The sequence below is a fragment of the Streptococcus sp. A11 genome (assembly GCF_043674225.1).
GTDB lineage: Bacteria > Bacillota > Bacilli > Lactobacillales > Streptococcaceae > Streptococcus > Streptococcus suis_V.
Window position 1 is genome coordinate 1 of record NZ_JBIMJS010000005.1, and the last position, 15,481, is coordinate 15,481.

31 protein-coding genes and 1 tRNA gene are annotated in these 15,481 nt (G+C 40.9%); 26 read left to right on the forward strand and 6 right to left on the reverse strand.

Features of this window, described 5'->3' with window-relative positions:
* The first annotated feature begins 212 nt into the window (after positions 1-212).
* From ACHBIF_RS03990 to ACHBIF_RS04005, 4 genes are all read left to right on the forward strand, one after another.
* The gene (locus tag ACHBIF_RS03990) at positions 213-428 is read left to right on the forward strand and encodes a YozE family protein (RefSeq protein WP_125265733.1); all 216 of its coding nucleotides are present in this window, start codon (positions 213-215) and stop codon (positions 426-428) included.
* A 311-nt stretch (positions 429-739) separates the two neighbouring features.
* Positions 740-1,762, forward strand: coding sequence for a PhoH family protein (locus tag ACHBIF_RS03995; protein ID WP_257117983.1), 1,023 nt, complete (start codon positions 740-742; stop codon positions 1,760-1,762).
* A complete protein-coding gene (locus tag ACHBIF_RS04000; protein ID WP_394718820.1) occupies positions 1,752-2,249 on the forward strand; it encodes a GNAT family N-acetyltransferase in 498 nt (165 codons plus the stop codon). Before ACHBIF_RS03995 ends, ACHBIF_RS04000 begins: the two co-directional genes overlap by 11 nt.
* Before the next feature lie 61 nt (positions 2,250-2,310).
* Positions 2,311-2,383, forward strand: a tRNA-Thr gene (locus ACHBIF_RS04005).
* Positions 2,384-2,423: 40 nt separating this feature from the next.
* Here ACHBIF_RS04005 and ACHBIF_RS04010 read toward each other — a convergent pair.
* The 5 genes from ACHBIF_RS04010 to ACHBIF_RS04030 form a co-directional block, all read right to left on the reverse strand.
* Positions 2,424-3,512 (reverse strand): site-specific integrase, encoded by a 1,089-nt coding sequence (locus tag ACHBIF_RS04010; protein WP_394718822.1) that lies wholly within the window; start codon positions 3,510-3,512, stop codon positions 2,424-2,426.
* Between the two features lie 121 nt (positions 3,513-3,633).
* Positions 3,634-4,479 carry a DNA damage-inducible protein D gene (gene dinD, locus ACHBIF_RS04015; protein WP_105138097.1) on the reverse strand — a complete coding sequence of 282 codons (846 nt, stop codon included), beginning with the start codon at positions 4,477-4,479 and terminating at the stop codon, positions 3,634-3,636.
* Positions 4,480-4,556: 77 nt separating this feature from the next.
* On the reverse strand, positions 4,557-4,895 hold the full coding sequence (locus ACHBIF_RS04020) for a DUF898 family protein (RefSeq protein WP_044759802.1): 339 nt from the start codon (positions 4,893-4,895) through the stop codon (positions 4,557-4,559).
* Positions 4,896-4,941: 46 nt separating this feature from the next.
* Positions 4,942-5,325, reverse strand: a complete 384-nt coding sequence (locus ACHBIF_RS04025; RefSeq protein WP_394718825.1) for an ImmA/IrrE family metallo-endopeptidase — start codon at positions 5,323-5,325, stop codon at positions 4,942-4,944.
* A gap of 6 nt (positions 5,326-5,331) precedes the next feature.
* On the reverse strand, positions 5,332-5,700 hold the full coding sequence (locus tag ACHBIF_RS04030) for a helix-turn-helix domain-containing protein (protein WP_394718827.1): 369 nt from the start codon (positions 5,698-5,700) through the stop codon (positions 5,332-5,334).
* A gap of 206 nt (positions 5,701-5,906) precedes the next feature.
* Between ACHBIF_RS04030 and ACHBIF_RS04035 the strand changes: the two genes are divergently transcribed.
* Positions 5,907-6,131 (forward strand): DUF739 family protein, encoded by a 225-nt coding sequence (locus ACHBIF_RS04035; RefSeq protein ID WP_208582389.1) that lies wholly within the window; start codon positions 5,907-5,909, stop codon positions 6,129-6,131.
* 100 nt (positions 6,132-6,231) lie between these two features.
* Here the strand turns inward: ACHBIF_RS04035 and ACHBIF_RS04040 are convergent, their stop codons facing one another.
* Entirely contained in the window at positions 6,232-6,750 is a 519-nt protein-coding gene (locus ACHBIF_RS04040) for a hypothetical protein (RefSeq protein WP_394718829.1), read from the reverse strand.
* Positions 6,751-6,816: 66 nt separating this feature from the next.
* Here ACHBIF_RS04040 and ACHBIF_RS04045 point away from each other — a divergent pair, with 66 nt between their 5' ends.
* From ACHBIF_RS04045 to ACHBIF_RS04145, 21 genes are all read left to right on the forward strand, one after another.
* On the forward strand, positions 6,817-7,032 hold the full coding sequence (locus ACHBIF_RS04045) for a hypothetical protein (protein ID WP_394718831.1): 216 nt from the start codon (positions 6,817-6,819) through the stop codon (positions 7,030-7,032).
* A gap of 467 nt (positions 7,033-7,499) precedes the next feature.
* Positions 7,500-7,691, forward strand: a complete 192-nt coding sequence (locus tag ACHBIF_RS04050; protein ID WP_394718833.1) for a helix-turn-helix domain-containing protein — start codon at positions 7,500-7,502, stop codon at positions 7,689-7,691.
* A gap of 6 nt (positions 7,692-7,697) precedes the next feature.
* Positions 7,698-7,895, forward strand: a complete 198-nt coding sequence (locus tag ACHBIF_RS04055) for a hypothetical protein (protein WP_024412305.1) — start codon at positions 7,698-7,700, stop codon at positions 7,893-7,895.
* Positions 7,888-8,022 (forward strand): hypothetical protein, encoded by a 135-nt coding sequence (locus ACHBIF_RS04060; protein ID WP_394718836.1) that lies wholly within the window; start codon positions 7,888-7,890, stop codon positions 8,020-8,022. The genes ACHBIF_RS04055 and ACHBIF_RS04060 overlap by 8 nt, the downstream gene beginning before the upstream one ends.
* Positions 8,019-8,363, forward strand: a complete 345-nt coding sequence (locus ACHBIF_RS04065; RefSeq protein ID WP_394718838.1) for a hypothetical protein — start codon at positions 8,019-8,021, stop codon at positions 8,361-8,363. The genes ACHBIF_RS04060 and ACHBIF_RS04065 overlap by 4 nt, the downstream gene beginning before the upstream one ends.
* A 42-nt stretch (positions 8,364-8,405) precedes the next feature.
* Complete coding sequence (locus tag ACHBIF_RS04070) at positions 8,406-9,194, forward strand: ParB N-terminal domain-containing protein (RefSeq protein ID WP_394718840.1); 789 nt, start codon at positions 8,406-8,408, stop codon at positions 9,192-9,194.
* Between the two features lie 13 nt (positions 9,195-9,207).
* Entirely contained in the window at positions 9,208-9,492 is a 285-nt protein-coding gene (locus tag ACHBIF_RS04075) for a DNA-binding protein (RefSeq protein ID WP_394718842.1), read from the forward strand.
* Positions 9,489-9,677 carry a hypothetical protein gene (locus tag ACHBIF_RS04080; RefSeq protein WP_394718844.1) on the forward strand — a complete coding sequence of 63 codons (189 nt, stop codon included), beginning with the start codon at positions 9,489-9,491 and terminating at the stop codon, positions 9,675-9,677. The genes ACHBIF_RS04075 and ACHBIF_RS04080 overlap by 4 nt, the downstream gene beginning before the upstream one ends.
* A gap of 1 nt (position 9,678) precedes the next feature.
* On the forward strand, positions 9,679-9,933 hold the full coding sequence (locus ACHBIF_RS04085; RefSeq protein WP_394718845.1) for a hypothetical protein: 255 nt from the start codon (positions 9,679-9,681) through the stop codon (positions 9,931-9,933).
* Between the two features lie 2 nt (positions 9,934-9,935).
* A complete protein-coding gene (locus tag ACHBIF_RS04090) occupies positions 9,936-10,094 on the forward strand; it encodes a hypothetical protein (protein WP_394718846.1) in 159 nt (52 codons plus the stop codon).
* Positions 10,084-10,320 (forward strand): hypothetical protein, encoded by a 237-nt coding sequence (locus tag ACHBIF_RS04095; RefSeq protein ID WP_394718848.1) that lies wholly within the window; start codon positions 10,084-10,086, stop codon positions 10,318-10,320. The genes ACHBIF_RS04090 and ACHBIF_RS04095 overlap by 11 nt, the downstream gene beginning before the upstream one ends.
* Positions 10,320-11,210, forward strand: coding sequence for a phage replisome organizer N-terminal domain-containing protein (locus ACHBIF_RS04100; RefSeq protein ID WP_394718850.1), 891 nt, complete (start codon positions 10,320-10,322; stop codon positions 11,208-11,210). The genes ACHBIF_RS04095 and ACHBIF_RS04100 overlap by 1 nt, the downstream gene beginning before the upstream one ends.
* Positions 11,176-11,379 (forward strand): hypothetical protein, encoded by a 204-nt coding sequence (locus ACHBIF_RS04105; protein WP_394718852.1) that lies wholly within the window; start codon positions 11,176-11,178, stop codon positions 11,377-11,379. Before ACHBIF_RS04100 ends, ACHBIF_RS04105 begins: the two co-directional genes overlap by 35 nt.
* Complete coding sequence (locus ACHBIF_RS04110; protein ID WP_394718854.1) at positions 11,379-11,546, forward strand: hypothetical protein; 168 nt, start codon at positions 11,379-11,381, stop codon at positions 11,544-11,546. The genes ACHBIF_RS04105 and ACHBIF_RS04110 overlap by 1 nt, the downstream gene beginning before the upstream one ends.
* Before the next feature lie 3 nt (positions 11,547-11,549).
* Positions 11,550-12,134 (forward strand): hypothetical protein, encoded by a 585-nt coding sequence (locus ACHBIF_RS04115; RefSeq protein ID WP_394718856.1) that lies wholly within the window; start codon positions 11,550-11,552, stop codon positions 12,132-12,134.
* Entirely contained in the window at positions 12,100-12,399 is a 300-nt protein-coding gene (locus tag ACHBIF_RS04120) for a DUF1372 family protein (RefSeq protein WP_394718858.1), read from the forward strand. Before ACHBIF_RS04115 ends, ACHBIF_RS04120 begins: the two co-directional genes overlap by 35 nt.
* Complete coding sequence (locus tag ACHBIF_RS04125; RefSeq protein WP_394718860.1) at positions 12,396-13,655, forward strand: N-6 DNA methylase; 1,260 nt, start codon at positions 12,396-12,398, stop codon at positions 13,653-13,655. Before ACHBIF_RS04120 ends, ACHBIF_RS04125 begins: the two co-directional genes overlap by 4 nt.
* Complete coding sequence (locus tag ACHBIF_RS04130) at positions 13,655-14,080, forward strand: restriction endonuclease subunit S (protein WP_105160777.1); 426 nt, start codon at positions 13,655-13,657, stop codon at positions 14,078-14,080. Before ACHBIF_RS04125 ends, ACHBIF_RS04130 begins: the two co-directional genes overlap by 1 nt.
* Before the next feature lie 10 nt (positions 14,081-14,090).
* On the forward strand, positions 14,091-14,606 hold the full coding sequence (locus tag ACHBIF_RS04135; RefSeq protein ID WP_394718862.1) for a DUF1642 domain-containing protein: 516 nt from the start codon (positions 14,091-14,093) through the stop codon (positions 14,604-14,606).
* Positions 14,606-14,809, forward strand: coding sequence for a DUF1642 domain-containing protein (locus tag ACHBIF_RS04140; RefSeq protein WP_394718864.1), 204 nt, complete (start codon positions 14,606-14,608; stop codon positions 14,807-14,809). The genes ACHBIF_RS04135 and ACHBIF_RS04140 overlap by 1 nt, the downstream gene beginning before the upstream one ends.
* A gap of 12 nt (positions 14,810-14,821) precedes the next feature.
* Positions 14,822-15,196 carry a hypothetical protein gene (locus ACHBIF_RS04145; RefSeq protein WP_394718866.1) on the forward strand — a complete coding sequence of 125 codons (375 nt, stop codon included), beginning with the start codon at positions 14,822-14,824 and terminating at the stop codon, positions 15,194-15,196.
* Positions 15,197-15,481 lie beyond the last annotated feature (285 nt).

Sequence of the window (15,481 nt, forward strand, 5' to 3'; positions counted from 1 at the left end):
TGATAGTCACTCCCCTGACTAAATGAACCGAACTGCGTTCGTTCTATTTCCAACCTCCGAAAGTCACTCCCCTGACTTTCGGAGCCATCCAACATCACCTCAGGAAAGTCTGAAAAGAGACTTTGTCTACAAACTGAGTTTGTTTTACTTTATGGAGAATCCTTTGGTTCTGAACTGAAGGATTCTTTCATCATTAAGGAGAATAGGATAGTATGAGAAGAACCTTTTATAGCTGGTTGATGACCCAGCGAAATCCCAAGTCCAACGAGCCTGTGGCTATTTTGGCTGATTTTGCCTTTGAAGAGTATGATTTCCCAAAGCAATCAACGGATTTTGATGAGGTCAGTCGCTTTTTGGAGGAGTCGGCCAGTTTTGCTTTTTCAATGTCTGATTTTGACGCCATTTGGGAGGACTATATGGCCCATTAGCCTGCACTGCATATAGGATTATTTCATATAATCATACCAATATAAAAGCAAAAATGTAAAAATATACATAAAAATAAAGTTCATTTAGTTGCAATTTATCACTAAATAGGATTATAATACAAGTGTAAGAATAATTTCTTACGAAAATCGTGGAGATCTACTTATTCCTTTATAACCTAATCCCTTTATATAATAAACACGGTCTCCATAGGAGCAGAGAGGTGATCTTCTCTGTTCTTTTTGTTTTCACAAGGCCAGTTTGAGAGATTTTTGGTATAATAATAGAAAAGCACAGGTAAAGGAGCAAGTCTTTGCAAGAACATTCTATTGATATTCAACTCAGCCATCCGGACGATAGTTTTAGTCTTTTTGGGTCCAATGAGCGCCATTTGCGTCTGATGGAGCAGGAGCTGGGCGTAGTCATTCATGCTCGGACAGAAAAGGTCCAGGTCATTGGTCAAGCTGACCATGTTGAGCAGGCCCGTCTGGTCATCCAGTCCCTCTTGGTCTTGGTCAATCGCGGGCTAACTGTGTCAACGCCAGATGTGGTGACGGCTATTTCCATGGCCAAAAATGATGAAATCGAAAAATTTGTCGCCCTCTATGAGGAAGAAATCATCAAGGACAATTCTGGCAAGCCCATTCGTGTCAAGACCTTGGGACAGAAGGTTTATGTGGATGCTGTTAAGCGACATGATATTGTCTTTGGTATCGGTCCAGCAGGGACGGGAAAAACCTTCCTGGCTGTGACCTTGGCTGTCACCGCCCTCAAGCGTGGTCAGGTCAAGCGGATTGTCCTGACTCGTCCTGCGGTTGAGGCTGGTGAAAGTCTGGGCTTTTTGCCGGGGGATTTGAAGGAGAAGGTTGATCCTTATCTGCGTCCCGTTTACGATGCCCTCTATCAGATTTTGGGTAAGGAGCAGACCACTCGTCTCATGGAGCGGGAGATTATCGAAATTGCACCTTTGGCTTATATGAGGGGGCGGACGCTGGAAGATGCCTTTGTCATTCTGGATGAGGCGCAAAACACTACTATCATGCAGATGAAGATGTTTTTGACCCGTCTCGGTTTTAATTCCAAGATGATTGTCAACGGGGATATTAGTCAGATTGACCTACCTCGTAAGGTCAAGTCTGGTTTAATTGATGCTACGGAAAAATTGAAAAATATTTCGCAGATTGATTTTGTCTATTTTTCTGCCAAGGACGTGGTCCGTCATCCGGTTGTTGCCCAGATCATCAATGCTTACGAACAAGATGCATTAGCAGCAGATAGCCGAGCAAGTTTTGAGGTGATTGGGGAGCCTAGTGGGAACGAAGAGGATGAAGATTAGTCAATTTTCAAATTATTATCAAGTCCGAAAGCTAACTGAAGCTGACTTAGAGCAGGTTTTGGTTCTTTACCAGACCAATCCCCTCTATTTTGAACATCATCCGCCTAGTCCGAGTTTGGAAGGTTTGCGGCAAGATTTAGTCGATTGTCCGCCTGGGAAGGACCTGTCAGATAAGTATTTTGTCGGTTACTGGTGGGACAATCAGTTGGTGGCAGTGCTGGATTTGATTGCCGGCTATCCTGATGAACAGATAGCTTACATTGGTCTCTTTATGGTGGACGGTAGCTGGGCTGGTCAGGGGATAGGCTCCAAAATCATGGCAGAGCTAGAAAGTCAGTTAGGACAGTATTTCCAAAAAGTCAGACTAGGCTATGTGGCGGCCAATCCACAGGCCAGTCGATTTTGGCAAAAGCAGGGCTTTGAAAGAGTTGCTGAGAAAACTGTAGAATCTATTCAGATATGTATAGCGGAAAAGAGTCTTTTATAGGCTTTTTTTCTTTCAAAAAATATTGACAAATTTCCAGAGTATGATATACTGATAAGGTACTGCTGGTTTAGCTCAGTCGGTAGAGCGCATCCATGGTAAGGATGAGGTCGCCGGTTCAATCCCGGCAACTAGCATAAAATAACGTTAAAAACCCTTGAAACACAAGGGTTTTTGTTATGTCTGCCCCAAATCTGCCCCAAATTTTTCAAATATCTTTCTGACCTTATCGTTGCTTTTTTCTTTTAATGATTCAAGCTGGTGGGCATAGACTTTGAGTGTGATGTTTAAATTTTCATGTCCCAATAATTGGGAGATGGAAATCAATTCAACACCTTGGGTAATCAAGTATGAAGCATAAGTATGTCGTAGTGAGTGTATGTGGACATTTCGCCCAACAATTTTCTTAATAGTCTTATTGGCTGCTGCATTCGATACGGAAGCAAAAATTCTATTTTGATCATTCTCGATCCAATACTTTTCTTTGTACGCGATCAGCAAATTGATAGTCTGGTCATCAATAGGGACTTTTCTCATCGAGCTGCTATTTTTTGTTGGCGCAAAATCAAAAGTAGTATTGTAATTATACGTTTTATTGATGTCAATCAATCCATTTTCAAAATCTATATCATCCCAGGTTAATCCGACAGCTTCAGCAAAACGCATACCTGTGACAGCGATTAAGTAGATAATAGCATACGAATGATATTCTATCTTTTCTCTTGTCTGTCGGATTAGGTCGGTATACTCTTGCATTTCCAAAAACTTGGTTTCTTTTGCGAATGATTCTACCGATGAGCGTATAATAGCAAAATCGCAGAAGTTCCGCTCAATGATGCCTTCGTGCACAGCCATCTTAACCGCTGCCTTGACTTGATAATGAAATTTTTCAACCGTTTCTTGGGTGTGTGTGCTGGCGAATTGATTTAGTACCTGCTGATACATGCTATTTGTAATTTCGGTTAACTTTGTATCTTTAAAGTACAACTTGACTTTGCTTTCTGTATGCTGATATTTCTTCCAAGTCACAGGCGTGACATTTGGCTTCTTATGGATCTCGGCCCAGTTGTGATAATAGTCCAGAAATGTTTGTTTGTCATCAATAAATACATTATTGGTAAGCAATCTCTCCGCCTTGCTTGCAGCAGTTTGAGCCAATTTTTTTGTTGCAAACCCACCTTTTGATTTCTGCTTAAATGAGCCGTCTGGGGCTTTGTAGGAGATACGGTATTCCCATCCGTTATCTCTTTTTCTAAAATATGCCATTGCTTTACCCTTTCTATTTTGATAAAATGGGTATAAGAAAACTGCCCATTTAATGGCGGTTTCTTATACGGAATTACCCTACACTCAAGCTTTGGTCGGCGGAGAGTGTGGGGATTTTTGTTTAAGGTAATTTTCCTGCTTCTTTGATAAGATTTTTGTTTTGTTGTTTTACTTTGCGTTCTAACTTTTTCAAGTCTTCTGCTGGAGGGAGTTCTTCTGGTTTGATACCGCGTTGTCCAAGCATGTTTCGGATAGTTGTATTATTCAAAACGTGTTCATCTGTGATGGATTTTTCGCCATGGAGGTCGTTTTCTTCAACATTGTAATTTGTCATCTCGGTCGCTAGATTTTTTGCTGCGATGGTCAGAGTTGGTAAGAAGTCAGCTAGTGGACGGTTGCTTTTGACACCAAGACGTTCTTTCATTTCCTGCGTGCTATGTCCTCCAAATAGTGCCTTGTCACCCTTTGACCGAATACGTCCAAATCCTTTGTCGTCAACACCTCTTTCATAGATGTTTTGTGATAGGCGTTTTTCAGATTCTTTGAGTTTGCCTCGAGCTTCTGTTCGTTCAATATAGCGGAGTCGTTCCTCAATCAATTCTTGCTTTCTGGTTTGGACTGCAAAATAGGATTGAGCAAAGGCAATCTCTTCTTTGTTAGTGTCTCCGTTTATGGCAATAAGGTAACAAGCGTAACGAGTAAGCATATAGTCTTTAACGGGGCGTTCAGAACCACTGCCTAAAGGAACCATTTTCGTGACCTCACGAAAATGGTCTGACACCTTGGTGTCACTGGTTTCTACGGAGTTCATCGCTCTTTGGATAGCTTTATGAAAATTCTCCCAACGTTCGTAACCAAGTAGGGGCATAAGGTCACGGGCATACCAGTAATCAATGAATTCATTTTCGGTTTGATTGACTATGCTATCGAATTTTTCTTTGGTTCTATAAATTTTTGATTGTTCCATGTTTCCTCCTATCCCCTATACACCTCCACGACTTTACGATGATAGTGAAATGGCCGGGCGGTAGTGCGCTTTTTGTCTTAACCAATATGATGCGTATGTTTAGTAATCCATTGGTCAAGTTTGATATTTAACCAGAATGAGTAGATACCTAATGTAACGATGGTTAACAAAAGCCATTTAATCCAGTTTCCGAATAACTGCATTGCAGTTCCGTCAAAGTAGAGTCTTCGGCCATCGATTACTGTATGCTTAGTTTTCCAACTAATCATGATGCAAATTCCCCAAGGAGCGCAAATACCAAAGGTGCAGATAGTAATTAGTGCAGCAAGTAAACTGTGTCCAATATAACTTAATAATCCGCCGTCAAAATAACTCTCGTTTTGTGTGTATACATTTACTGTGACGTTATTTTCCATATAATTCTCCTGCCCGTTTTTCGTGCGGTGGGCGTACACGTATTTTTTAATTGAATAAGTTATTAAACTCCTCAATCACCATGGCCTCATTGACTGTGGTTTTTAAGTCGTATTTTTCCATAAAGCGAACGTAGTTAAAATCGCTAGTATCTTCCAGTAGAGCTATTTCTTCTTTGACCAGGTAGTGGATCATATTTCTATCTGCTTGTAGCTCATACTGTTCGCGTCTGCGGTCGTATTGGGATGGGTCGTGGTCTTCGTGGCCCATTTCGTGGTAGATGACTTTCTTTCTCTCGATATCGTCCAAGTAGACATCAACGGCAATCATGTTTGCTCGCTTGTTGTAAATGCCTTTCTTGTCCGTATCTCTACCGTCAAAATAGACCAAATCAATGCCACGCTCGGCGCAGACTGATTCTGGTGTCATCATAGGCAATTATTCCTTATTTCTACTCTTCATCCGTGTTTCTAGGATGGATGCGATGAGGTCGATATCCTCGTCATTGAGGGGCATACCGTCGTAAGACATGGACTCGGCTGCCATTTCCTTGAAGTCGATGGTAGGGGTTGGTTGGTTTGTGGGGGAGTTTTTGATTTCTCTTTCTCTCGGAACGTCATATCCCATAAGCCAAGTTTCGCTGACATCTAATGTTTTAGACAATAAAGAAAGTTTCTTATCATCAGGTTTAGATTTGCCAGTTACGTATTGAGAAAGCGCACTTCGCCCCATCTTTACGCCTAGTTCTCTCTGATAAGGTTTTGATTTTTCCAAGATATCAACTTGACGCAAATTTCTTTCAAGCATAATTTGCTTTAATCTCTGCGAGGTAGAACTCCGTTGCATAAGATGTACGTTCCTTTCAGTTTATACCTTATTATACTCCGTCTTGAACAAAAGTTCAAGAAATAAATTCAAAAAACTTGAATTTTTCTATTGACAAAGTTCAAGCAAAATTATACAATGTATTTGTTCAAGAAACTTGAGCAAGAAAATCAGGAAAGGAGAAATGAATGTCAAAAGACTTTTCAAAATTGTCTGGTCGTATTGTAGAAAAATTCGGGACACAGTATAACTTCGCAACTGCAATAGGCTTGTCAGAACGCTCTTTATCCCTAAAACTCAACGGTAAAGTAGGTTGGAAGGATGAGGAGATGGAAAAAGCATTTGAGTTGCTAGATTTAGATATCGCTGAAATACCGACATATTTTTTTACATACAATGTTCAAGAAATTTGAATTTCTGAAACCACCAAAACCGAACTAGGAAGGAGGAGCAAAAATGCAACTAGCAACATTTATTTTACTAATTGTACACATGATTATGAATATTACAATTCTAATCCGACTTAACAAAATGGACTGAAAAAATTTTAGTTTTTGACCATCTGTGGATTGGACGATCGGCAGTGACTTTTATCTTCATTTCTGGAGAAAACGGATAGAGGTAATACTTGAAAGAAGTGTCTGCGTTGGCCGGGATGATTTCTTCTCTGTCGAATGGGCTGTTTTGGTGGAACGGGTCGTAGTGGAGTGCTGCAGATAGAGGATTATTTCCAAAAGGGGATTTGTATTCATATTCCTTTAGGACGCTTGCAGGAGTGCCGTTGAGGTTTAGTAGCTCCACATTTGTCAGTCTAACTGCTGTAGATGAATTATTGAAAATTGTGAATCCTATGAAAAAGGGGTTTCCTTCTGGTGTTTCATACCAAGTATCAATGATTTCAAGAGTTGTCTTATCTCGTTGTCTGGTATACCAAATGCTGTAAAAGGCTGCCAGTAGAGCTAGAACAGCAATGACGAAGTTCCAGAAATCAAGTGTTTGCCAGAATGGAGTGGTTTCAATTTGCGGTGTCATGACAGTACCTCACGTTTTTATTTTTATTATATCAAACTTACCAACAAACTAGAAAGGAAGACAATGATGTCAGGAATTGAACTCATAAGAAAACGCAATAAAACAACAAATTCTCTGAAAGAGAAAGGTTATCTAACAGTCTACGACTGCAACGAAAAAAGAACGCTCATCTTAAAAGAAGTGATGCGGTTTCCTAGAGTTAACCCACGATGTGGTTATGCAAACAGCCATACAGTAGTCGGTTACTTGGACAAACAAGGTAATGCGGTGTTTACTGCGTAGAAAGGAGAAGGGGATGGATTACGAAAAGTTATTTTCGGTTCGTACAGTCATGAATGATGAGTTGCAATAACTGATTCAACAAAAACTGCCTTTCACAAAAAATATGACAAAAGACCAGCGGATAAAATTTGTTGTAGATTATTTGTATTTTTCAAACATGAATCTTGATAAGCGCATCGTACTTAGTGTTTTAAAAGATATTGAACGAGTAGCCTACAGCTAAGAAGCTCTGCTATTTACAGAAAGGAGAATGACATGAGACCAAAACGGTATCCGTATAGCGGACAAATGAAAAAGCAACCCCATGATGAGATTGCTAAGTTGAGATGTGAGGTTGCAGTTAATAAAAGCACAATAAATTATTTAGAGCATACAATGATGCAACAGAGAACGGACTATGATTATCGAATTTCCAAAATTGAGCCAGACTCAGTCAGAGTAACCAGCAGAATATAGTGGTTTTGAAGATGTGGGAGAAAATCGAAGAACTCGCTAATATCCGAGGAATGACTATCTACGCTTTAGCAAAGAAAGCGGGTATCAATTATACGATGTTGGCAGAACTAAAATCTGGGAAGAAGAAGGATATGATGTTTAGTAATGTTGTTAAAATCGCTGACGCTTTGGATGTCAGCCTGGATGAATTTAGAAAGGGATGAGGGTTTATGAAAATTGCTGAAAAAGTGGTCCGTATCGAATCGGACGCGTATGAATATGTTGTTGATTTCGCCAATGAGCATGACTTGAAAATTGGCGAGGCTGTGAGCATCTTGATTCGCTACTGTGCTTCTAAAGATTTGATAGTCAAGCAGGCCCATGTAGAGGTTGTGGAAGTGCAGAATGTGGTGGAAGAAGATGACTAGTAAGCTGATCCAGAACTGGCAAAAGAAAAACTACCAGCTCAGTCAACTGATAGTTGATAGCCTTGAGGGGCTAGATGTGTGGGAGACTGTGTTGGCACTTGGAGAGATAAGGAGGGGAATGACATGACAGCATCAAGGGAAATGAATGACTTGGAAACCAAAGTTCTCAATGCTATCAAAAACAATGCCAGCTACGACTTGCCAATCCAAGCCAGTGAGTTACGGCTAACATTCAACATTTCAAAGCGTAGCTTGGAAGAAGTGGTTGAAAGTTTGCGGGTTAATTTCAATCACCCGATAGTAGCAAAGAAGACTAAGCCAAATGGATATTACCTGCCGAAGTCAGAACAGGAAAGATTGGACGGGTTGGCGCCGTATAGGCGACAGATTGAAACAGAGAAGAAAAACCTAGCAGCAATCTTGTCGGTTAACTTGGAAACCTACTGGAATACAACACAAAAAGCCTGACGGCAATCAGGCTCAAATCTAAAGATACAAGAGGATTATATCATGAAATCAAATGAAATATCAAATGAAATATTAATAACAACAGACTATGGCATTTTTAGTAAATTGAGTAATCGAAAAATCACAGAGAATAGTAAGTTAGAGGATGAACTTCTTTCACAGGGACAACGTCAACCAATTTTGGTAAATGAAAAGTTACAAGTAATTGATGGCCAACATCGCTTGTATTATCTCAAAAAACATCGTAAGCCAGTTCGCTACATCATTGATCCGACCGCAGACTTCAAGACGGTTATTTCAATGAATACCTCCGCAGTGAATTGGGGGTTACGTGATTATGTCTATTCTTACTCATTAGAGGGTGATACCGAATTCATAAAACTAATGAATTTTTTAGAAGAAAATGATTTATTGAGCGATAAGATGGTAATTACTGCGGGTGCTGGTCGTAGAGACGGAACAGGTACTCAAGTTATTACAAGATTAAAAGATGGGGACTACATTTTTTCAAATGAGAAACAGCTAAGAAGTTTTTGCAAATTTTACGAAAGGGTATTATCTGAAACAAAATTACCAAATAAACCATTTCTACAATCTGTGCTTTGGACTCTTTATACAACTTCAGTATTTTCTGAAGATAGAATGCTATCCCAACTAAAAAAATCAAATGTGAATAGTGAAACTATTGAGGGATATTCTAAAAAACGACTCTTATTACTCTTTTTAGAAACATATAACGGTCGATGGAGCGATGATCATCCTTCTGTTATTCAATATTTCATTAATCGAAAGGGTGCACTAGTGATTCCAAGTTTGCCTAAACAAGATTAGTTTGGAGGACTTTATGAATGATCTAATGATTCAAATGTTGGACCAGTTTGAAGCTGGGCTAATGGATAGAGCGTTAAAGGTCATGCACGTTGTCATGGACGAAAAACGACGATATCCAATGGAACTCAATAAGTCACAATGTTCTGAGATGCTCTTAGGAACAAAGGATACAGGAAGTTTCGATGCAAGATTTAATTGTCACAAAGATTTTCCACGGATCCAAAACGCTCGTGAGAAGTACCCTCGCGATGCTGTAATCGAATGGTACCACAATAATTGGCAAAGGACAGTGATATGACAGAAGAATTGTTACTAACAACCGAGCAGGCTCTGGCAGTCATTGCTATTTTGACCCCAAGCTTAATATGGCTGATCCGTAAGCCTATTGAGATTGAAATAGAGGTCAAAGAGCCTGTGATTGAAGAAAAGCAACCAGAGCGGAATTTGAGGTACTTACAAATCCACAGATATTACGGAGGATGATATGAAATTTTGGAACATGATGAAGAGGTTTTTGAGCATTGAGGAAGAAGACTATATCCCTCAAAGCCAACATGAACTTGAACGGGAGCTTGCATATGAAAGATACAGGTTCAAGGAATTTAAGAAGTTGACAGACCTGAAAAAAGAGGAATGTATCGGTAAAGCTAGGATAATCCAAGAGTTAAATAGACGGATTGAACATTTAGAAAAAGTTAACAGGTGCCAAGCTGAGCTGTTGGCAGGTAGAGAGGTCTAGCTATGGTTTGGATTGTGGCAAAAATAAATAAAAAGAGCCGTGGCCGGAAGTACCACTACAAGAAATGCTTTGATAGCTGGCAGGTAGCCAGGATTTATCAACAGGACCTGTGGAATAAGGGTATCAATGCTGAGATGTGGGAGGAGAGAGATGGTTCGTAGACATGCATTTCCTAAGAAGGTTTCTCGCAGAGAGCCAGACTTGAAAACGAATACTGGGATTGATTATGCTATTTGGGTTCAAAATTCTGATATCGAGGATGAGGAATTGGCTGGATTACTTGGAATTGATGCCAAGTATGTCAAGAGGATGAGAAGGTTGGATTGGATACCTGAAAAGTCTGTCAGGGATAGGATTGATAATTTGATTTTAACAAGGAGGGAATGATGGCTAGTGCAATTAAATGGATTAAGATTGTAACGGATATTTTCGACGACGAGAAAATTCTGCTGATTGAGTCATTACCTGAAGCTGACACGATTATTGTGGTATGGTTTAAGCTGCTGACACTGGCTGGCAAGCAGAATTATAGTGGTGTCTTGATGATGAATGACCGTGTGCATTATACAGATGAGATGCTATCAACCTTGTTCCGCAGGCCTTTGAATACTGTTAGGGCTGCACTTCAAACGTTTGAACAGTTTGGGATGATTGAAATCATCAATAATGCAATTACCATTCCAAACTGGGAGAAGCATCAGAGTGTCGAAAGCATGGAAAAGGCTAGGGAACAAGCTCGGAAGCGTGTTGCTAAGTATCGGGAAAAGCAAAAGCAACTAGCAAATAGTAACGTTACATGTAACGTTACAGTAACGCATGGTAACGCTCTAGATATAGATAAAGAAATAGATAAAGAAGAAGATATATATAATATATGTCCGATTCAAGAAATTATCGAATATCTAAATTCTGCAACTGGGAAGTCTTATCGGTATCAGTCAAATAGCAACAAGAAAATTATTCAGGCTAGGTGGAACGAGGGTTACAAGTTGGATGATTTTAAAAAGGTCATTGACAACATGGTAGCCAACTGGACTGGTACTGAATGGGAGAAGTACCTACAGCCGTCAACTTTGTTCAGAGAATCGAACTTTGACAAGTATCTGAATATGGTGCCAAGGGCTCCTCAATCAGCCAAGACAAATGTTCCTGTTTGGGCAAATGAAGAAGTTAGGAATGAGCACACTGTAGAAGGTCAGGCTAGATTGGCTGACTTATATGCTGAGCTGGAGGAATTGGAAAATGGTGAAACGGGTCATACTGAAACACGGTCTTAAGCAAGATAACCCTTTTGTCCGTGATGTGAGGCATTTGACAACTGGTCTGGAAATTTTCTACGGCAATGAGCGTCAGGCCTTTCGGTACGCAAATTGGCAGGTTGGTGTCGTAATGACAAAGCAGTTGTATCTGCATGGTAATTTTAAAATCATAGAGGTGGAGGATTAATGGACGGAATAGCAAAATTAGATAAACTGTTGGATTGGCAAGTAGCCAACTATCCGCTCAGGATGTCTGAAAAGGCACGGTTAATGGCTATGTCTGATGAGGATTTTGAAGTTGAGTTGGATCAAATGGCAGTTGAATATCACAGGACTCGCTATGGAGGATATTGATTCATGGGCTCAAGATGGACAGCAGAAGAGATTGAATATCTCGAAAAGAATTGTGACAGAATGCCTCTCAGGAATATTGCTAAGAAGCTGAAACGTTCAGTGTTTGCTGTTCGTTGTAAGATGCAACGGCTGGGCTTGACTGTTCAGAGCACAGAGGATTTTATCAATCTGTCGGAATTCTGTCGGGAATCTGGGATATCAAAATACCAGGTTCGCTATTGGATTCGGGCCAAGGGTTTCCCTGCCCGAAAACGTGGCAAGGAAATGAAATTAAAGATTGAAGATTTCTGGAAATGGGCCGAGCAGAACAAGAAGTACATCGACTGGAACAGGTTTCCAAGATATGCGTTTCTGCCAGAGCCAGCTTGGTTTGATACTCAGAAGAGTTTGCAAAGTAGATACCGCGAATGGACAAAAGCTGAACACGCTCGATTGGTTGAGTGTTTGCAAAAGCGGTACACATACAATGAATTAGAAAAAGAGCTCGGCAGAAGCAAGAGTGCGATTCGAAGACGAATCTATGACTTTTATCTGCCGAAACCGAGGAGGAAGAATGCGAAAAGGGAAAATGTTAATCATCGTGCTTAGTACTGTGTTGGTAACATTGTTACTAGAGGTGCACAGTCTACGAAGCACGATTAAGGATCTAAAGTCAAGGGACCCCATCATCATCTACCAGGTCGACAACGCTGGCACAGAGATGATTGGCAAGGTCACAGCCAAGGATGTCATCGACGGTCACTACTATGTCGAAGTGGGGCCGTATGGTAAGTTCCTGGTGACCAAGGAGCAGTATGATGAGATTGAAATTGGAGATGAGATGCCTGAGTATTTGAAAGGACGGGGGAGTTGAGAGAAGCTATTTTAGAAATATGTGGGGTCAAAGAGTTTTTTGAAGTTCCGCAGACACTAATGACCAAACTGTTTAGCCCTGAACAGTCTGACCTACTCGCTCGCATTGCTGCCATCTATAGCGATAAGCAACTGGACCAGTTCCGTGATTTCTTTCAGGAAGAAGGGGCTGACCGTAAAAAGTTGAAACAGGACTACACGCCTGATGGTGTGGCAGAATTACTGGCGAGGGTGTCCAGGGGTGGCAAGAGCCTAGCGGACATCTGTGCAGGGACAGGCAGTCTGACCATCCAATATCTGAACTATCATCCAGATGTGGAGTTTGTGAGGTGCGAGGAATTTTCTACTAAGGTTATCCCGTTTCTACTGATTAACTTAGCCATTCGCAAGATTGACGCTGAAGTTATCCACGGCGATAGCCTGACACGGGAATGTTTCAATGTCTATGCTATCCAAAACGGTGTTATCAGTCAGATAGATAGTCCAAGTGACAGGAAAGTTGAAGTAGTCATCTCAAATCCACCTTACTCGATGGCATGGACGCCAATCAGTGATGAGCGGTTTGACCTCTTTGGACTAGCACCCAAAACCAAGGCAGATTTTGCCTTTCTCTTGCACGGTTTCCATCAACTGGAAGACGGTGGCAGTATGTCGCTCATCCTTCCGCATGGTGTGCTCTTTCGTGCAAATAGCGAGGGCACTATTCGCCAGCAGTTGCTGGAACATGGGGCAATTGAAACGATTATCGGTCTAGCACCCAACCTGTTTCTGAATACAGGCATCCCAGTTGCGATTTTGCTCTTGAGAAAGGGGCGAAGCCAGAAAGATGTGTTCTTTGTTGATGCCAAGGATGAATTTACCAAGGGCAAGGCACAGAACAGTTTGGACCTGGAGCATATCAAGAAGGTCGCTTCGGTGGTGTCCTTGAGAATGACAACGGAGAGATTTTCTTACCTAGCTGACTGGGAGGAGATTGTCGAGAATGGTTTCAATCTGAACATTCCCCGCTATGTCGACACCTTTATCCCAGAAGAAGTCCAACCCTTAGGGGTCATCTTGAGGGAGTTGATTGAGATTGATAGGGAAATCGCTGAAACGGAGCGAGAGTTTGCCAGATTGTTTGGGCAACTGGTGGCGACAGATCCAACCGAGCAGGAAGAACTGGAAAACGACCAGCAGTTAATGTCTAAGTATGTGGACAAGCCAAGTCTTTCCGAGTTAATCAAAGAAGAAAGCGAGCAATTAACATTATGGTGATGAAATTAACCAAAATTACAGAACTAGCAAACATAGAACGGTCAAGTGGCAAGGTCTATCCAGCTGGCTGTACCTTGATACAAATTAGTGCGACCAATGGACAAGTGCTTTACCACGCTGAAGAGGAGGAAGTGCCTGCAAAATATGCAGTCGTCACTGCAAATGACAAGGTGTTACCTAAGTATCTCTATCACATGATTTCTTTCCAAGCTGATGGCTTCTTCCGCGCTATCCAGACGGGGCTGAATATCCAGATGGATGCCCTGGACGAGATGAAGCTGAAAATCCATACGGACTTGGAAAAACAGGCGGAAGTTGTAAGGTATCTGGATGTGATTGAGAAGATGGAAGCCAAGGAAGAGGCGACCATAGAATTATTAAAACAAGCAAAACAGGCACATCTGAGTAAGATGTTTGCGGGGTAGGAGGAAACAGATGAATAAGCATGAAGTAATTAAAGAATTAATGAGCAAATCTCGAGAAATAATTTTCGGAGATGATGAAAATGTGTATTTGAGCCGTAAACGAACTATTGAGCTGGTCTCCCAAATCCACGAACCGCAGAAGGTTGTGGTGCCGAAGGTTGTGGCAACGTGGATTGAATACTGCAAACAAAGTAATCTAGATTTAGATCATTCTATGAGATACACAAGGGTAAACAATGCAGAAACAGGCGTGGAAGAATGGATTTATGAGAACCAAGAAACCTTTGCTAAAGCTTGGATTCTCGGCTATGAGGTCGAGAAGGAGCGGTTATACGAAGTCATCGTGCCAGGTACCAGCAATTACAAAAACCAAAAGCAGTATTTGGTAAAACAAGGAAAAAATTGGTTCTTTTGTGGAAATGATGTCAATAGATTTAAATATCGTTTCACCAAAGGTCAAATTGAAGCAGCAGGATTTGGTTGGGTGTTTGATTGTGACGGTGTGAAGGTTGTAGAGGTGGAGTGATGAAAAAGTATCATGTTATTTTCCCAAATCCAAACGGGGAAGGGAATAGGATTTACGGACTAGTAAGAACGGAGACCATGGGTCTTAGAATGACCCGAATGGGCAGAAAAGCATACTATTTTTCGGATTTAACAAAACTCACCGAATCCGAAATCAAAGAGGATTTTGATTGGGCATGGCAGTTTAGGAAAGAAGTAGATTAAGGAGATGGACAAATGGCAACATCGCATACTTATTTTTATGTTTTTAATCAGAATAATTCTGGTGGGTACTATGTAACGGATGAAAATGTAGCGTCTGAAATCATTATTGAGGCTACAGAAGAAGTAAAAGCTGTGGCACGATTAGATGAAATTCTGAGCCAAAAACCTGAATATACGGACTTTTGTTCTTGTTGTGGTATGCGTTGGTATCCAGAATATCCCGATGTTTACACACGTTATTGGGTTAGCGATGAACAGTATGAAGATTTTGAAGAAGAAAGAGTTGGGCATGAAGCTATGTTTTACCCTTTAGAGGGAGAGCATAGATTTATACCATGGTCGAGGTACGGTATGTACAACTATCTACCTAAAAAAGAGGTGGAGTGATGGAGTGGCCGATATTAGACTTTTTATTTAATCTCATCATCCTATCTGGGCTAATAGCGTTTTTAACCTGTATTTGGTTACTTATTATCAGCATGATAGGTATGTTTTTCGAAAAATAGGAGGCAGAAAATGACGACCAACGTTGTCCAATTCATACCGAAACATGATATATGCCATGAATGCTACAAGAGAAGAGCAACAAAGTTGTGTGATTTTATACTTGGTCAGACAGGAATAACATTCTATCGAAGTTTCAATTTATTTAAAAATCAGCAACCAAGGTTT

Bases quoted from the DNA above. Each gene is read 5' to 3' on its own strand.
- ACHBIF_RS03990 (WP_125265733.1), top strand. From the start codon at position 213: ATGAGAAGAACCTTTTATAGCTGGTTGATGACCCAGCGAAATCCCAAG.
- ACHBIF_RS04000 (WP_394718820.1), top strand. From the start codon at position 1,752: ATGAAGATTAGTCAATTTTCAAATTATTATCAAGTCCGAAAGCTAACT.
- ACHBIF_RS04010 (WP_394718822.1), bottom strand. From the start codon at position 3,512: ATGGCATATTTTAGAAAAAGAGATAACGGATGGGAATACCGTATCTCC.
- dinD (WP_105138097.1), bottom strand. From the start codon at position 4,479: ATGGAACAATCAAAAATTTATAGAACCAAAGAAAAATTCGATAGCATA.
- ACHBIF_RS04020 (WP_044759802.1), bottom strand. From the start codon at position 4,895: ATGGAAAATAACGTCACAGTAAATGTATACACACAAAACGAGAGTTAT.
- ACHBIF_RS04025 (WP_394718825.1), bottom strand. From the start codon at position 5,325: ATGATGACACCAGAATCAGTCTGCGCCGAGCGTGGCATTGATTTGGTC.
- ACHBIF_RS04030 (WP_394718827.1), bottom strand. From the start codon at position 5,700: ATGCTTGAAAGAAATTTGCGTCAAGTTGATATCTTGGAAAAATCAAAA.
- ACHBIF_RS04035 (WP_208582389.1), top strand. From the start codon at position 5,907: ATGTCAAAAGACTTTTCAAAATTGTCTGGTCGTATTGTAGAAAAATTC.
- ACHBIF_RS04040 (WP_394718829.1), bottom strand. From the start codon at position 6,750: ATGACACCGCAAATTGAAACCACTCCATTCTGGCAAACACTTGATTTC.
- ACHBIF_RS04045 (WP_394718831.1), top strand. From the start codon at position 6,817: ATGTCAGGAATTGAACTCATAAGAAAACGCAATAAAACAACAAATTCT.
- ACHBIF_RS04050 (WP_394718833.1), top strand. From the start codon at position 7,500: ATGTGGGAGAAAATCGAAGAACTCGCTAATATCCGAGGAATGACTATC.
- ACHBIF_RS04055 (WP_024412305.1), top strand. From the start codon at position 7,698: ATGAAAATTGCTGAAAAAGTGGTCCGTATCGAATCGGACGCGTATGAA.
- ACHBIF_RS04060 (WP_394718836.1), top strand. From the start codon at position 7,888: ATGACTAGTAAGCTGATCCAGAACTGGCAAAAGAAAAACTACCAGCTC.
- ACHBIF_RS04065 (WP_394718838.1), top strand. From the start codon at position 8,019: ATGACAGCATCAAGGGAAATGAATGACTTGGAAACCAAAGTTCTCAAT.
- ACHBIF_RS04070 (WP_394718840.1), top strand. From the start codon at position 8,406: ATGAAATCAAATGAAATATCAAATGAAATATTAATAACAACAGACTAT.
- ACHBIF_RS04075 (WP_394718842.1), top strand. From the start codon at position 9,208: ATGAATGATCTAATGATTCAAATGTTGGACCAGTTTGAAGCTGGGCTA.
- ACHBIF_RS04080 (WP_394718844.1), top strand. From the start codon at position 9,489: ATGACAGAAGAATTGTTACTAACAACCGAGCAGGCTCTGGCAGTCATT.
- ACHBIF_RS04085 (WP_394718845.1), top strand. From the start codon at position 9,679: ATGAAATTTTGGAACATGATGAAGAGGTTTTTGAGCATTGAGGAAGAA.
- ACHBIF_RS04090 (WP_394718846.1), top strand. From the start codon at position 9,936: ATGGTTTGGATTGTGGCAAAAATAAATAAAAAGAGCCGTGGCCGGAAG.
- ACHBIF_RS04095 (WP_394718848.1), top strand. From the start codon at position 10,084: ATGGTTCGTAGACATGCATTTCCTAAGAAGGTTTCTCGCAGAGAGCCA.
- ACHBIF_RS04100 (WP_394718850.1), top strand. From the start codon at position 10,320: ATGGCTAGTGCAATTAAATGGATTAAGATTGTAACGGATATTTTCGAC.
- ACHBIF_RS04105 (WP_394718852.1), top strand. From the start codon at position 11,176: ATGGTGAAACGGGTCATACTGAAACACGGTCTTAAGCAAGATAACCCT.
- ACHBIF_RS04110 (WP_394718854.1), top strand. From the start codon at position 11,379: ATGGACGGAATAGCAAAATTAGATAAACTGTTGGATTGGCAAGTAGCC.
- ACHBIF_RS04115 (WP_394718856.1), top strand. From the start codon at position 11,550: ATGGGCTCAAGATGGACAGCAGAAGAGATTGAATATCTCGAAAAGAAT.
- ACHBIF_RS04120 (WP_394718858.1), top strand. From the start codon at position 12,100: ATGCGAAAAGGGAAAATGTTAATCATCGTGCTTAGTACTGTGTTGGTA.
- ACHBIF_RS04130 (WP_105160777.1), top strand. From the start codon at position 13,655: ATGAAATTAACCAAAATTACAGAACTAGCAAACATAGAACGGTCAAGT.
- ACHBIF_RS04135 (WP_394718862.1), top strand. From the start codon at position 14,091: ATGAATAAGCATGAAGTAATTAAAGAATTAATGAGCAAATCTCGAGAA.
- ACHBIF_RS04140 (WP_394718864.1), top strand. From the start codon at position 14,606: ATGAAAAAGTATCATGTTATTTTCCCAAATCCAAACGGGGAAGGGAAT.
- ACHBIF_RS04145 (WP_394718866.1), top strand. From the start codon at position 14,822: ATGGCAACATCGCATACTTATTTTTATGTTTTTAATCAGAATAATTCT.